Genomic DNA, 12,713 nt, shown 5'->3' on the forward strand with positions numbered 1-12,713 from the left:
CACGTACGTGCACCGGCGCGTAAGGCGGGGTCGCCGGGCGGCGTCGTCAGCGGCGGCGGGCCAGCCCGGCGACGATGTCGCCCGCCAGCGCCACGCACTTGTCGCAGATGCGCCCGCCCTCGCCGTGCACCATGTGGACCCGTGGCCCCGGCGGCCTCCGGCAGAAGGAGCAGGCGGCCTCGCGCTTCTTGCGGCGGTTGACCAGGTGCCGGTGGGCGAAGGCGGGGGTGAAGCGCCTGCGCGCGGACCGGCGGACGTATCCCAGCCGCTCGCCGATGGCGGTCCAGGACGCGCCGGCCTCCCGGGCACGGCGTACGGCGAGGTCGAGCAGGGCGTCGGCCTCGCCGCCCGGTTCGCCGCACAGCACGATCGCGGCGGACAGCACTTCCAGGGGATCTTCGGGGTCGGTTGCGCGCGAGCGGGCCCGCTCGAGTAACTCAGATGCCTCCATGGCGCACACCATAAGCCGCCTCCTGGAGACGATCAACCGCGCCGGCGGAGCGACGCCGTAGCCTGGACGGGTGAGGATGCCCGAGAGCCGGGCCCGCGAGTTGTTCGCGGCGGCAAGGGTGGCCCGCCTCGCGACCGCCGGGGCGGAGGGGGCGCCGCGCCTCGTCCCGGTGACGTTCGCCACGGCGTACGACGGCGGGCACGACCCCGGGGCGACCGGTTCCCGGGACCTGGTGGTGACGGCCGTGGACCACAAGCCGAAGAGCACCACGGACCTGCGGCGCCTGCGCGACATCCGTGACGAGCCCCGCGTCTGCCTGCTCGCCGACCACTACGAGGAGGACTGGGAGCGGCTGTGGTGGGTGCGGGCCGACGGGCGGGCTCGCGTCGTCGAGGACGGACACGAACGCGACCAGGCGGCGGCGTGGCTCGCCGCGAAGTACGCCCAGTATCGCGAACGTCCTCCGGCCGGGCCCGCGATCCTCGTCGAGATCGACCGCTGGTCGGGCTGGTCGTACACCGGGTGAGCGGGACCGCCGGGTGAGATCAGCCGGACGGGAAGGGGTCGTCGCCCCGCGCGATCGCGCCGAGCATGCGGGCCGCGAACTCCTGGGCCGCGCTGTGGACGCCCGACCCGAAGCTGATCCGGGCCACGCCGAGGGCCGCGAGATCACGGATGGCGGGCATGCCCGGCCGGAAGAGCACGTTGACGGGCCCCCCGATCTCCCGCACCAGCGCGCGGATCACCTCGGGGTCGCCCGCGAGGATCGGGTAGACGCAGTCGGCGCCGGCCTCCAGGTAACGGCGGCCGCGGTCGATCGCCTCGGCCAGCCTCTCCTCCGGCGACCCGGAACCGTGGAGGAAGGTGTCGACCCGAGCGTTGATCACCAGGTCGACACCGGCCTCGGCCGCCGCCGCGCGTACGGCGGCCAGGAACCGGGCCTGCTCGGCCGCGCCGATCAGGGACCCGGTCGCGGGGTCGGAGTCCTCCAGGTTGCAGCCCACGGCGCCCGCCGCGGCCAGCCGCCGGACCAGCGGCGCCGGATCGAGGCCGTAACCGCGCTCGACGTCGGCGGTGACGGGGACGGACACGACCCGGGTGATGCGGGCCACGGCGGCGAGCATCTCGTCGACCGGGGTGTCCTGCCCGTCCTCGTAGCCCAGGGCCGCGGCGACCGCCGCGCTGCCGGTGGCGACGGCGGGGAACCCGGCCGCCACGACGGCCCGCGCCGACGCGGCGTCCCAGGCGTTGGGCAGTACGACGGGGTCGCCGGGCACGTGGAGCGCCCGCAGCGCCGCCGCCTTGCGGTTGGTCGCCACGCTGTCGTGAGCCATGAGGACACCTTAGAGACCCCGGCCGACATTTCCCGGCGGCCCCCCGGACGTCCCCCGCCGGATCCGCCGGATCTCGGCAATGCCTGCCGGGAATGAGGGCGGACGCCCGGAGGTTTCAGGGGTCGGGGCGCGTGTCCGTGTCCGTCCCACCTGTGGATACGCTCGCGAAGCCCCCCGATCCTCCGTCAACCTCTTCAGGGGAGTCCGTCCATGAGTGCAACCGGCCAGGCAGGCACCGACAGCCGTCCCAAGGTGGATTTCTACTTCGACCCCATCTGCCCCTTCGCGTGGATCACGTCACGGTGGATCCTCGAGGTCGAGAAGCACCGGGACATCGACCTGCGGTTCCGGGTGATGAGCCTCTCCGTGCTGAACGAGGGCAGGGACGAGCTGCCCGAGACCTACCGCGAGCTGCTCGGCCGCGGGTGGGGCCCGGTGCGGGTGTGCATCGCCGCCGCCGAGCGGCACGGCGAGGGCGTGCTGCGCGACCTCTACACCGCGTTGGGCACCCGCATCCACAACCAGGGCAACGACGACTACGAGCTCGTCGTCAAGGAGGCGCTCGCCGAGCTCGGGCTGCCCGCCGAGCTGGCCGAGGCCGCCGGCTCCGACGAGTACGACGAGGCCCTGCGGCGCAGCCACCACGAGGGCATGGACCCGGTCGGCGACGAGGTGGGCACGCCCACGATCCACATCGACGGCGTGGCGTTCTTCGGCCCGGTGATGACCCGCATCCCGCGCGGCGAGGAGGCCGTGCGCGTCTTCGACGGCGCCTACGACATGGCGCGGTTCCCGTACTTCTACGAGCTGAAGCGCAGCCGCACCACCAAGCCGCAGTTCGACTGACCCGGCCCCCAGGCTCGGCAACGGGCTCCGGACGGTTCCACGGCGGCTCCCGGCGGGCCGCCGGGAGCCGTTTCGGTCTTCTTCGTTCAGGCCGTGAAGGAAGGCGATTGGCGACACGCCGTCGTAACGGCGGGGCAACCGGCGGCTGCGACAGTGAGGGGCGTAAGAGGGCGCGGCCGCTTGTTTTCGCTCCTGAACTAAGATGACCCCTGACGACGGGGAGGTCGGTCATGGCGAGGCCCGAGCGCAGGACGGTGCGGGACATCCGCAGAGGCAACCGGGCCGTGCTGCTGCACACGCTCTACTTCTCCGGACCGACCAGCCGCAACGACCTCACCGCGCGCACGGGTCTGAGCGCCGCGACGGTCAGCACGATGACCGCCGGCCTCCTGGCCGAGAACATCGTGGTCGAGGCGGGACAGGTGGAGTCCGACGGCGGCCGTCCCCGGGTCCTGCTGCGGGTCAACCCCGAGTACGGCTTCGCCGTGGGCGTCGACATGGCCGAGACGCACGTCAGGGTCGGGCTGTTCGACCTGGAGATGACCGAGCGGGCCAAGGTCGACTACGTGCTGCGGCCGGCCCGGCACGACCCCGAACTGGTCGCCCGGCACATCCTGTCGGGGGTCGAGGTCGTGCTCTCCGACGCGGGCGTCTCCCCCGAGCAGGTGCTCGGAATCGGCGTGGGCGTCCCCGGCATCGTGGAGCCGGGTCCCGACGGGGTCATCCACGCCAAGACCTTCGGCTGGGACGGCGTACCCCTCGGCGCGCTGCTGCGCCGCGGCACCTCGCTCCCGCTGTACGTGGACAACGGCGCCAAGACGCTGGGCCAGGCCGAGCTGTGGTTCGGCTCCGGCCGGGGGGCCTCCGAAGCGGTGATCGTGCTGCTCGGAGTGGGCGTGGGCGCGACGATCGTGGCCGACGGCACCACCTTCAGAGGGGTGAGCAGCAGCGCGGGGGAGTGGGGGCACACCAAGATCGTGGCCGACGGCCGGCCCTGCCGCTGCGGCGGGCGCGGGTGCCTTGAGGCGTACGTCGGGATCGAGGCGATCCTCGACCGGGCGGGTGTCGCCTCCCAGGGCGACTGGGAGGAGGACCTCCACCGCCTGCTCGCCTCGGAGTCCCCGGTCATCCAGGAGACCGTCTCCTATCTCGGCGTGGGCCTGGCCAACCTGGTCAACCTGATCAACCCCGAGAAGATCGTGATCGGCGGCTGGGTCGGCGCCCGCCTCGGCGAGCGCCTGCTGCCCGGCATCCGCCGCGCCACGGCCGCCAACTCGCTCGCCGAGCCGTACGCCGCGACGTCGATCGTCCTGGGCCGTCTCGGCCCCGACGCGGTCGCGCTGGGCGCCGCCACGCTCGTGCTGGAGGAGTTCCTCAACGCGCCCCAGGTGGCCAGGATCACCGCCGCGGGCTGACTCCCTGTGGAGAGTGACCGCTGATGGAGCAACGGCGGATATTTCTAGCTGTGAAATAAGTCTTGACATAAGCAGCGCGCGGACGGAAGCTCAGGCCGCCGACCTCTCCATCCCCCAGGTCCCCCGCCGGGGGGCTCCCCAAGGAGACCGCATGCCTCCCTCCTCCTCCCGCCTTCGGCCGCGCATCCGGCGCCGGCGCGCCGGTCTCGTCACCGCCGGTCTCGCCGCGCTGTCCACGTTCGCCGCGGTGACCGGTGTCCTCCCCGCCTCCTACGGCGCCGCGGCGGCCGTGTGCGGCACGGCGAACGCGGCCCAGGGCCGGCCGTCCTCGGCCTCCTCGACGGAGAACGCGGGCACGCCGGCCTCGGCCGCCTTCGACGGCGCCACGGGCACCCGCTGGTCGAGCGCGTTCAGCGACCCCCAGTGGATCCAGGTCGACCTCGGCGACTCCCGGCAGATCTGCCGGGTGGCCCTGAACTGGGAGACCGCCCGCGCCCAGACGTTCAAGATCCAGGTCTCGGCCGACGGCTCGACCTGGACGGACGCCACCGCGACCGTCACCGGCGCGGCCGGCACGCAGACGCTCGACCTCGCTGCCACCGGCCGCTACGTGCGAATGTACGGCCTCACCCGCGCCACCCAGTACGGCTACTCGCTCTGGGAGTTCGGGGTCAACGTCGTCACCGACGGCGGCACCCTTCCCGGGGGCGGTGACCTCGGGCCGAACGTGCGGGTCTTCGATCCGTCGATGTCCGCCGCGAGCATCCAGAGCACGCTCGACACGATCTTCAGGCAGCAGGAGTCGAACCAGTTCGGCAGCCAGCGGTACGCCTTGCTGTTCAAGCCCGGCACCTACAGCGGCCTCAACGCCCAGATCGGCTTCTACACCTCCATCTCCGGTCTCGGCCAGTCGCCCGACAACGTCACGATCAACGGGGACATCACCGTCGACGCGGGCTGGTTCAACGGCAACGCCACCCAGAACTTCTGGCGCTCGGCCGAGAACCTCGCCGTCGTGCCGGTGAACGGCACCGACCGCTGGGCGGTGGCCCAGGCCGCGCCGTTCCGGCGGATCCACGTCCGCGGCGGGCTGAACCTCGCGCCCAACGGGTACGGCTGGGCCAGCGGCGGCTACATCGCCGACAGCAAGATCGACGGAACGGTCGGGCCGTACTCCCAGCAGCAGTGGTTCACCCGTGACAGCAGCATCGGCGGCTGGACCAACGGGGTCTGGAACATGGTGTTCTCCGGCGTCGTCGGCGCTCCCGCGCAGAGCTTCCCGAACCCGCCGTACACCACCCTGGCGCAGAGCCCTGTCACGCGCGAGAAGCCCTACCTGTACGTCGACCAGGGCGGCGCCTACCGGGTGTTCGTCCCGTCCCTGCGCACCAACTCCAGCGGCGCGAGCTGGGCGAACGGCGCGACCCCCGGCACGTCGATCCCGCTCACGCAGTTCTACGTCGCCAAGCCGTCCGACGGCGCGGCCACGCTCAACCAGGCGCTGGCCCAGGGCCTCAACCTGCTGTTCACGCCCGGCGTCTACCACCTCAGCCAGACGCTCAACGTGACCCGGCCGGACACGGTGGTGCTCGGGCTCGGCTACGCGACCCTGATCCCGGACGGCGGCGTCGTCGCGATGAACGTCGCGGACGTCGACGGCGTGAAGCTCGCCGGGCTGCTGTTCGACGCCGGCACGGTCAACTCGCCGGTGCTGCTGCGGGTCGGGCCCGACGGCGCCACGGCGAGTCACGCGGGCAACCCCATCTCGATTCAGGACGTGTTCTTCCGCATCGGCGGCGCGGGCCCCGGCTCGGCCACGACCAGCCTCGTCGTGAACAGCGACAACACGATCATCGACCACATCTGGGCGTGGCGGGCCGACCACGGCGCGGGCGTGGGCTGGAACACCAACCCGGCCGACACCGGGTTGATCGTCAACGGAGACAACGTCACGGCGTACGGCCTGTTCGTCGAGCACTACAAGAAGTACGAGGTGATCTGGAACGGCCAGGGCGGCCGGACCATCTTCTTCCAGAACGAACTGCCGTACGACCCGCCTAACCAGGCGTCCTGGATGAACGGGTCGACCCGTGGCTACGCCGCCTACAAGGTGGCCGACTCGGTGACCACCCACGAGGCCTGGGGCATGGGCAGCTACTGCAACTTCAGCACCGATCCCTCGGTCGTGGCCGAGCGCGGCTTCGAGGCCCCGACCCGGTCCACCGTGAAGTTCCACGACCTGCTCACCGTGTCGCTGGGCGGCGTCGGGACGATCGCCCACGTGATCAATAACACGGGCGGCGCGGCCCAGGGCACGGCCACGGTGCCGGTCAACGTGGTCAGCTACCCCTGATCACCGGCCGAGCGGGACGCGGCGGGGGGCTCACGGCCTCCCGCCGTCCGCCGGCTGCCCGGCCCGGACGAACTCGCGCAGGGCGCGCGCGCCGGCGTGACCGGACAGGGACATCAGCATCGGCGCCGTCCAGCCGTCCTCCGCGAGGTGGGCCAGGCGTGAGTGCCGCAGGCGGTGCAGCGTGTACCCCTCGCCCTCGGGGTCGAGATCTCCGGTGGCCCGCTTGAACAGGTGCTCCGCCCGCTCGTACGACAGGCGGCTCCGGCCGGTGTGCGGGCACAGGTCGGCCGCCGCCGGTGCGCGGCCCGGGCCCGGCCGCCGGTCGGTGAGGAAGAGCGGGCCGCGGCGGCGGTCCCGCACCAGCAGGGGCAGCAGCGCGGCCGTTCCCGCCTCCCAGCGGATCCGATGCCGCCTGCCGCGCACCACGGCGCTCATGCCGGGCAGGTCGAGGTCCTGCACGTCGAGCGAGAGCGCCCATTCCGCCGGGGTCGCGCTCTCGTAGAGCAGCATCCAGAGGGCGCGCTCGCGCGGTGCGACGTCCGGCCGCGCCCACAGGTCCTCCAGGTGCGACCGGGCGATGGGACGGACGCGCCCCCGGGGCTCGGGCCGCCGGTCGAGCGCGGCGGCCAGATCAGCGGCCAGGTCAGCGGCACCGTCAGAGGCCCCACCGGCGGCCCGACCAGCGGCACCGTCAGCGGTCCCATCGGTGGCCGGGCCGGCGGCGAGGCTGGCGGACGTCCGTCCCTGCCTGACGGCCCAGGCCGCGAACGACCGCAGCGCGGCGCGGTGCCGGTTCCAGGTCGCGCCCGCCGCAGTGCCCCACTCCGCCGTGAAGACCGCGGCCACCCGCTGGGGGGTCACGTCCGCCAGCGGAAGGTCCGCGCCGAGACGCAGGCACAGCCGTGAGAGCGTCTGGTCGTACGACCGCAGGGTGCCGGCCGTCAGGCCGGGGCGGGCGAGGAAGGCCCGCACGGCCGCACCGAGCGCGACGGCTCCGGCGTCCCCGACACCCCCGCCGAGCACGCCGGCGCCGGCTCCGGCGTCCCCGGCGCCTCCGTTGCGCACGACACCCCCGACACCCTCGCCGAGCACGCCGGCTGCGGCGTCCTCAGCGTCCCCGGCGCAGTTCGCGGCGCGGCGGAGCAGAACCTCGCGTTCCGGGGCGTTGCGGGTGAGGGACGCCGCGCGCTCGAACTCCGCGCGGGCCTCTTCGCGCCGGCCGAGCCGGGCCAGCAGGTCGCCGCGTACGGCGGGCAGCAGGTGGTATCTCGCCAGGGCCGGTTCGCCGGTCAGCGTGTCGGCCAGCGCGAGACCGGCGCCCGGCCCGTGCGCCATGGCCAGCGCGACCGCGCGGTTGAGCTGGACGACCGGTGTGGGCAGCACCTGGACCAGCGCGTCGTAGAGGGCGGCGATCCGCGGCCAGTCCGTCTCCTCCGGGGTGGCCGCTCCCGCATGGCAGGCCGCGATGGCCGCCTGCAGCACGTACGGGCCGAGCGGTCCGCCGGCCTGCCGCGCCCGCAGCAACGCGGCGAAGCCGCGCCGGATGAGCAACCGGTCCCAACGCCCCCGGTTCTGCTCGTGGAGCACGACGGGTTCTCCGGACGGCCCGGTTCGTGCGGCGGAGCGCGACTGCTGGAGTTCCATCAACGCGACCAGGCCGTGCGCCTCGGCCTCGCCGGGCACGAGCCCGGCAAGGAGGCGGCCGAGACGCAGAGCCTCCAGGCAGAGGGACGGCCGCGTCAGGTCGTCGCCGGCCGTGGCCGAGTATCCCTCGTTGAACACGAGGTAGACGACCTCCAGCACCGACGCCAGCCGGGCCGTCCGATCCGGCCCAGACGGCACCTCGAAGGGCACCCCCGCGTCGGCGAGCGCGCGTTTGGCCCGGACGATCCGCTGGGCCACGGCGGCCTCGGTGACGAGGAAGGCGCGGGCGATCTCGTCGGTGCGCAGGCCGCCGACGAGCCGCAGCGTGAGCGCCACCCGCGACTCGGCCGGCAGCACCGGATGGCAGGAGACGAACATCAGCCGGAGGACGTCGTCGCCCACCTCCCCGTCGACCGCGCCCAGCACGTCGTCCATCTCACGGGCATCGCCGTCGGGACGGGTGGCGAGATCGTGGGCGAGCCGCTCCTGCCCGCGGCCGTGCCGGTCCTCCCTGCGCAGGTGGTCGACGGCACGCCGCTTGGCGATGGCCATGAGCCAGGCGCCAGGGTTGTCCGGGGTGCCCGACTCGGGCCACTGCTCCAGCGCGGCGAGGACCGCCTCCTGCGCCAGTTCCTCCGCCAGGCCGACGTCGCCGACCAACCGCAGCAGACCGGCGACGATCCTCGCGGACTCGAGCTTCCAGACCGCGTCGATCACACCGCCTTGATCGCGCACGGGGGCGTCGTGGGACGTCACCCGATCGATCAGAGCATCCACGCAGCTCACCGCGCAACCCGGGCCCGGCGTCAGCGGGGCGCGTCCTCCGGGCCGAACACCTGCTGGACGGCGCCCTCGCCGTCACCGACGATCTTCCAGAAGCGGCGGGCCAGCTCGATCGCCTCCTCACGGGAACGGGCCTCGACCAGCGCGAAGCTGACGATGGCCTCCTTCGACTCGGCGAACGGTCCGTCGGTCACGGTGACCTCTCCCCCTCGGGAGGTCATCCGCACGCCGCCCGGTTCGAGCCCGCCCGTGGCCAGCAGCACGCCGGACCTGGTCATCTCCTCGATGAAGGCGCCCATCTCGGCCAGCATCGCCTCGTCGGGAGCGGAGGAGGTGCCCTTGGTGGTCATCAGGAACCGCATCGTCGTGTCTCCTTCTTGTTCTCACTGTGTGGGCCGGGTCCCGGCCGATCACCGGTCCGCCCTGCTTCACCTACACGTCGTACGGACGGGGGCGAATTCGACGGAACCATTCTTATCCCTCTGACCTGGCCTTTTGTCCCCGATGTGACAGGGAACGCGCATGTGACAGGGAATGTGCTCGCGTGGCGTAACCGCAGGTGAGCGGGGATCGGCCTGCCGCACCACGGCGGTGTCGATCCGGGCCGTAGCCGTTCGACGCGTGAGCGAGGCCGGCGGGACGGACCGGCCGCGGAGCACCCGACGAAGGGAACACCCCGATGACCTCCACGCGCGTCACCACTTCCGACTCCGGTTCGCGTACCACCGGAACCATCCCGGCGTCGGCCTCCTACGGCCGCGCCACGCGGACCGGTGCAGCCGCGCCGGCGTCGACGAGGACGCTGCTGGCCTGTGGCGTGGCCGCGGCGCCGGTGTTCGGGATCGTGTCCCTCGCCCAGGCCTTCACCCGTGCGGGCTTCGATCTGCTGCGTCATCCGCTGAGCATGCTGAGCACCGGGGATCTCGGCTGGCTGCAGATCTCCAACTTCCTGGTCACGGCCGCGCTGACGGTCGCCGGCGCCGTCGGGCTGCGGCGTGTCATGCGCGGCGTGCCGGGAGGGACCTGGGCGCCGCGGCTGATGCTGGTGCAGGGCATCATGATGGCCGCGTCCGGGGTCTTCGTCCTGGACCCGGGAGACGGTTTTCCGGCCGGGACCCCCGCCGGTCCCGGCACCATGAGCTGGCACGGCCTGCTGCACCTGGCAAGTGGCTCTGTGGCCTTCGCCGCGCTGGCCGCGGCCTGCTTCGTCCTGGGCCGCCACTACTTCCGCGCCGGCCGGTCCGGCCACGCGTTCGCCTCACGTCTCGGCGGTCTGGCAGTGGTGCTGGGCAATGGCTGGGCCATGTCCGGTGGACGGGCCGGTTCCCTCACCCTCTGCGTCGGCGTACTCGCCGCTATGGCCTGGCTCTCGGTGGTCGTCGCGACCAAGCGCGCCGCCCTCGCCGGGTGACGGGAAAGCGACCGGGATGGGCGTCGGGATGGGAAAGCGCGAGGTCACGCGGAGGGCCGGGCGGGCATGACGACGGTGGAGAGGAGCCTGCGGACGCGCCCGGGGGCGGGCCGGTTGGCCAGCCGGGGACGCAGGACCGCGGCCAGCTCCCCGAGGAACTCCCGGAACTCCTCGTCGCTCAGATACATCGCCGCCTGCCGGTAGCCCACCCCGTCCCGGCCGAGATCGAAGTCGCCGTGGTCGAGATACCGGTCGAAGTCGGCGAGCAGCGACGCGACGAACGTCATGAACGACTGCCGGTGGTCGTCCGCACCGAGCCCGGCCGCGTCCTCCGCGGTCACGATCGCGTTCGCCGCACGCAGCCGGTAGGACCGCTCGAACGTGCCCCTGACCTTGCGCTCCGCCACGATCTCGATGATCTCGCCCTCCACAAGGGCTGCGACCTGCCGATACAGCGTGGCCGTGGGCACGTCGGGCAGTTCCGCTCGCAGCTCTCCCGTCGTCAGGGTCCGGTCGCCCAGAAGGGCCTGGACGATGCGCAGCCGGACGGGGTGGAGGAGCAGTTCCGCTGTGGCCATGGCCCTATGTTCTCACGATTGACATCATTCTCATAGTTGATAACAATGGACTCGTACCCGACAGAAGCGACAAAGGAGCCGCCCCATGAGCACCGTGACCATCACCGCCGACGCCGTAGCCGTCCGCCTGAGCGCCGCGGAGAAGGCCGGCGCGTTGCGCGGCGACCTCCGCGTGCCCCGCTCGGCGGTCCGGTCCGTCGAGGTCGTCGAGGGCAGCCCGCTGCGGGCCCCCCGCGGGCTGCGCACGGGTCTCGCCATCCCGGGCGCGCGTAAGCTCGGCACCTGGCACCGGTCCGGCACCAGGGAGTTCGTGGACGTGCGCGGCGGTCAGGCGGCGGTGCGCATCCACCTGGAGGGGCAGAGGTACGACTCGCTGCTGCTCGGCGTGGACGACCCTCGGGCCGTGGTCGCCGCGCTGGCCCCCACGCCGTCCGAAGCGTGAGGACCTCCGAGAGCCGTACCGGAGACACGGAAAGACGCGGTAAGGACATGCACGACATCGATCTCACCTTCGACTCGGCGGGCCACCGGTTCGCGGGCACGCTGACGCTGCCCGAGGGGGACGGCCCGTTCCCGGCCGCCCTGCTCCTGCCGGGCTCCGGGCCGGTCGACCGCGACTCCGACCACCGGCGGCTTCCGCTGAAGGTGACCCGCGAACTGGCCGAGGCGCTGGCCGCCGCCGGGATCGCGACGTACCGCTACGACAAGCGGGGAGTCGGCGCCAGCACGGGCGAGTTCCTCGCGACCGGTTTCCTGGAGGGCATGACCGACGCCGCCGCGGCGCTCGCCGCGCTGCGCTCGCGCCCTGAGATCGATCCTTCCCGGGTCGCGGTGGCCGGGCACAGCGAGGGCGCCCTGATCGCGGCGAACCTGGCCGCGACCGTCGAGCCGTCCCGCGAGCCCGGCAGCGGATCCGGGGACGGGCCCGGGCCCGGGGCCGGAACCGCCGCCCGGCCGGTCGTGGCGGCGGTGGTGTTGCTGTCCCCGTCCGCGAAGCCGGGTGCGGAGACACTGCGGTGGCAGGCGGAACGCCTGGCGCCTTCGATGCCGGCGGCCGTCCGGTGGCTGCTGCGGCTGACCCGCACCGATCTGGTCACGAAGGTGCTGAAGAACCACGAGCGGATCCGCCGTACGACCACGGACGTCGCCCGGATCGGCGGGGTGCGGATCAACGCGCGCTGGACCCGGGAGTTCCTCGATCACGACCCCGTCGCCGACCTCGGCGGGATCCACGCTCCGGTCCTGGCCGTCACCGGGGAGAAGGACCTCCAGGTGGACCCCGCCGACCTGGCCCGGGTCGCCGATTCGGTCCCGGGACCGGTGGAGACCCACGTGATCCCCGACCTCGATCACATCCTGCGCAGGCAGCCCGGTCCGCCGTCGCTGCGCGCCTACCGCCGTGAGGCGCGGGAGCCGGTCGACGCGCAGGTGAAGGCCATCGTGACGGGATGGCTCACCGAACGACTCTCCCCGGACGCCCGCTCCTGACCTCCGCACGCCGGGACCCCGGCGCCCTCCCTCGCCCTCCGCTTCGCCGCGACACCGGCGGGCGATCCTCAGTCGGGATCTTTCGGCGTCTGGGCCAGGACCTGGTCGGCGGTGGCCGCCACCACGGCCGCCGCCGCGGAGATCTCCCTGACCTGCTCGGGAGGCAGGGCGCGCAGCACCTTCTCCAGGGCTTCCAGGTCGGCCTGGTAGGCCGCCGCCATCGCCGCCTGCGCCCTGGCGGTCCGCCCCGCCTGATCGACCGCCCGGCCGAGAGCCCGGCCGGCCCGCTCGACGGCGGCGCCGAACTCCCGCGCCGCCTCGACGGCCACTTTCTCGATGTTTCTCGCCCACTCGGGCGGTTGGTCGCTCATCGCCGTCCTCTGCGTGGAGGTCTTCCCGTGCGGTCTTCC

The 12,713-nt window shown here is 73.0% G+C and carries 13 protein-coding genes and 1 pseudogene; 7 read left to right on the top strand and 7 right to left on the bottom strand.

Annotation, left to right across the window (positions count from 1 at the left end):
- Positions 1-46: 46 nt before the first annotated feature.
- On the bottom strand, positions 47-451 hold the full coding sequence (locus HHX37_RS27220) for a ClpX C4-type zinc finger protein (protein ID WP_165900714.1): 405 nt from the start codon (positions 449-451) through the stop codon (positions 47-49).
- A gap of 76 nt (positions 452-527) precedes the next feature.
- Here HHX37_RS27220 and HHX37_RS27225 point away from each other — a divergent pair, with 76 nt between their 5' ends.
- Complete coding sequence (locus HHX37_RS27225; protein WP_182887449.1) at positions 528-977, top strand: TIGR03668 family PPOX class F420-dependent oxidoreductase; 450 nt, start codon at positions 528-530, stop codon at positions 975-977.
- A gap of 19 nt (positions 978-996) precedes the next feature.
- On the opposite strand, the gene HHX37_RS27230 is transcribed toward HHX37_RS27225, so the two are convergent.
- On the bottom strand, positions 997-1,785 hold the full coding sequence (locus HHX37_RS27230; RefSeq protein WP_182882373.1) for an isocitrate lyase/PEP mutase family protein: 789 nt from the start codon (positions 1,783-1,785) through the stop codon (positions 997-999).
- Between the two features lie 210 nt (positions 1,786-1,995).
- Here HHX37_RS27230 and HHX37_RS27235 point away from each other — a divergent pair, with 210 nt between their 5' ends.
- From HHX37_RS27235 to HHX37_RS27245, 3 genes are all read left to right on the top strand, one after another.
- On the top strand, positions 1,996-2,631 hold the full coding sequence (locus tag HHX37_RS27235) for a disulfide bond formation protein DsbA (protein ID WP_111701184.1): 636 nt from the start codon (positions 1,996-1,998) through the stop codon (positions 2,629-2,631).
- A gap of 230 nt (positions 2,632-2,861) precedes the next feature.
- On the top strand, positions 2,862-4,046 hold the full coding sequence (locus HHX37_RS27240; RefSeq protein WP_182887294.1) for an ROK family protein: 1,185 nt from the start codon (positions 2,862-2,864) through the stop codon (positions 4,044-4,046).
- Positions 4,047-4,197: 151 nt separating this feature from the next.
- Positions 4,198-6,399 (top strand): discoidin domain-containing protein, encoded by a 2,202-nt coding sequence (locus HHX37_RS27245; protein WP_182887295.1) that lies wholly within the window; start codon positions 4,198-4,200, stop codon positions 6,397-6,399.
- Positions 6,400-6,429: 30 nt separating this feature from the next.
- Here the strand turns inward: HHX37_RS27245 and HHX37_RS38300 are convergent, their stop codons facing one another.
- The 3 genes and pseudogenes from HHX37_RS38300 to HHX37_RS27260 form a co-directional block, all read right to left on the bottom strand.
- On the bottom strand, positions 6,430-7,491 hold the full coding sequence (locus HHX37_RS38300; RefSeq protein ID WP_396777060.1) for a tyrosine-type recombinase/integrase: 1,062 nt from the start codon (positions 7,489-7,491) through the stop codon (positions 6,430-6,432).
- Between the two features lie 30 nt (positions 7,492-7,521).
- A pseudogene (locus HHX37_RS38305) lies at positions 7,522-8,778 on the bottom strand (RNA polymerase sigma factor); the annotation flags it as partial.
- Between the two features lie 71 nt (positions 8,779-8,849).
- Complete coding sequence (locus HHX37_RS27260) at positions 8,850-9,188, bottom strand: YciI family protein (protein ID WP_182887296.1); 339 nt, start codon at positions 9,186-9,188, stop codon at positions 8,850-8,852.
- Between the two features lie 317 nt (positions 9,189-9,505).
- Here HHX37_RS27260 and HHX37_RS27265 point away from each other — a divergent pair, with 317 nt between their 5' ends.
- Complete coding sequence (locus HHX37_RS27265) at positions 9,506-10,237, top strand: DUF998 domain-containing protein (protein ID WP_182887297.1); 732 nt, start codon at positions 9,506-9,508, stop codon at positions 10,235-10,237.
- Between the two features lie 44 nt (positions 10,238-10,281).
- Here the strand turns inward: HHX37_RS27265 and HHX37_RS27270 are convergent, their stop codons facing one another.
- On the bottom strand, positions 10,282-10,815 hold the full coding sequence (locus HHX37_RS27270) for a helix-turn-helix domain-containing protein (RefSeq protein ID WP_182887298.1): 534 nt from the start codon (positions 10,813-10,815) through the stop codon (positions 10,282-10,284).
- A gap of 85 nt (positions 10,816-10,900) precedes the next feature.
- Between HHX37_RS27270 and HHX37_RS27275 the strand changes: the two genes are divergently transcribed.
- Together HHX37_RS27275 and HHX37_RS27280 are read left to right on the top strand one after the other, a co-directional pair.
- Positions 10,901-11,257, top strand: a complete 357-nt coding sequence (locus tag HHX37_RS27275) for a hypothetical protein (RefSeq protein ID WP_182882370.1) — start codon at positions 10,901-10,903, stop codon at positions 11,255-11,257.
- Positions 11,258-11,304: 47 nt separating this feature from the next.
- Complete coding sequence (locus tag HHX37_RS27280) at positions 11,305-12,303, top strand: alpha/beta hydrolase family protein (RefSeq protein WP_182887299.1); 999 nt, start codon at positions 11,305-11,307, stop codon at positions 12,301-12,303.
- 68 nt (positions 12,304-12,371) lie between these two features.
- On the opposite strand, the gene HHX37_RS27285 is transcribed toward HHX37_RS27280, so the two are convergent.
- Positions 12,372-12,674: a hypothetical protein gene (locus tag HHX37_RS27285; protein ID WP_111701192.1), complete on the bottom strand. Its 303-nt coding sequence runs from the start codon at positions 12,672-12,674 to the stop codon at positions 12,372-12,374.
- Positions 12,675-12,713 lie beyond the last annotated feature (39 nt).

The sequence above is a fragment of the Microbispora sp. H10885 genome (genome assembly GCF_014161415.1).
In the GTDB taxonomy this organism is placed as follows: Bacteria; Actinomycetota; Actinomycetes; order Streptosporangiales; family Streptosporangiaceae; genus Microbispora; species Microbispora triticiradicis.

Coding starts and splice junctions, on each gene's coding strand:
- HHX37_RS27220 (WP_165900714.1), bottom strand. CDS start 451: ATGGAGGCATCTGAGTTACTCGAGCGGGCCCGCTCGCGCGCAACCGAC.
- HHX37_RS27225 (WP_182887449.1), top strand. CDS start 528: ATGCCCGAGAGCCGGGCCCGCGAGTTGTTCGCGGCGGCAAGGGTGGCC.
- HHX37_RS27230 (WP_182882373.1), bottom strand. CDS start 1,785: ATGGCTCACGACAGCGTGGCGACCAACCGCAAGGCGGCGGCGCTGCGG.
- HHX37_RS27235 (WP_111701184.1), top strand. CDS start 1,996: ATGAGTGCAACCGGCCAGGCAGGCACCGACAGCCGTCCCAAGGTGGAT.
- HHX37_RS27240 (WP_182887294.1), top strand. CDS start 2,862: ATGGCGAGGCCCGAGCGCAGGACGGTGCGGGACATCCGCAGAGGCAAC.
- HHX37_RS27245 (WP_182887295.1), top strand. CDS start 4,198: ATGCCTCCCTCCTCCTCCCGCCTTCGGCCGCGCATCCGGCGCCGGCGC.
- HHX37_RS27260 (WP_182887296.1), bottom strand. CDS start 9,188: ATGCGGTTCCTGATGACCACCAAGGGCACCTCCTCCGCTCCCGACGAG.
- HHX37_RS27265 (WP_182887297.1), top strand. CDS start 9,506: ATGACCTCCACGCGCGTCACCACTTCCGACTCCGGTTCGCGTACCACC.
- HHX37_RS27270 (WP_182887298.1), bottom strand. CDS start 10,815: ATGGCCACAGCGGAACTGCTCCTCCACCCCGTCCGGCTGCGCATCGTC.
- HHX37_RS27275 (WP_182882370.1), top strand. CDS start 10,901: ATGAGCACCGTGACCATCACCGCCGACGCCGTAGCCGTCCGCCTGAGC.
- HHX37_RS27280 (WP_182887299.1), top strand. CDS start 11,305: ATGCACGACATCGATCTCACCTTCGACTCGGCGGGCCACCGGTTCGCG.
- HHX37_RS27285 (WP_111701192.1), bottom strand. CDS start 12,674: ATGAGCGACCAACCGCCCGAGTGGGCGAGAAACATCGAGAAAGTGGCC.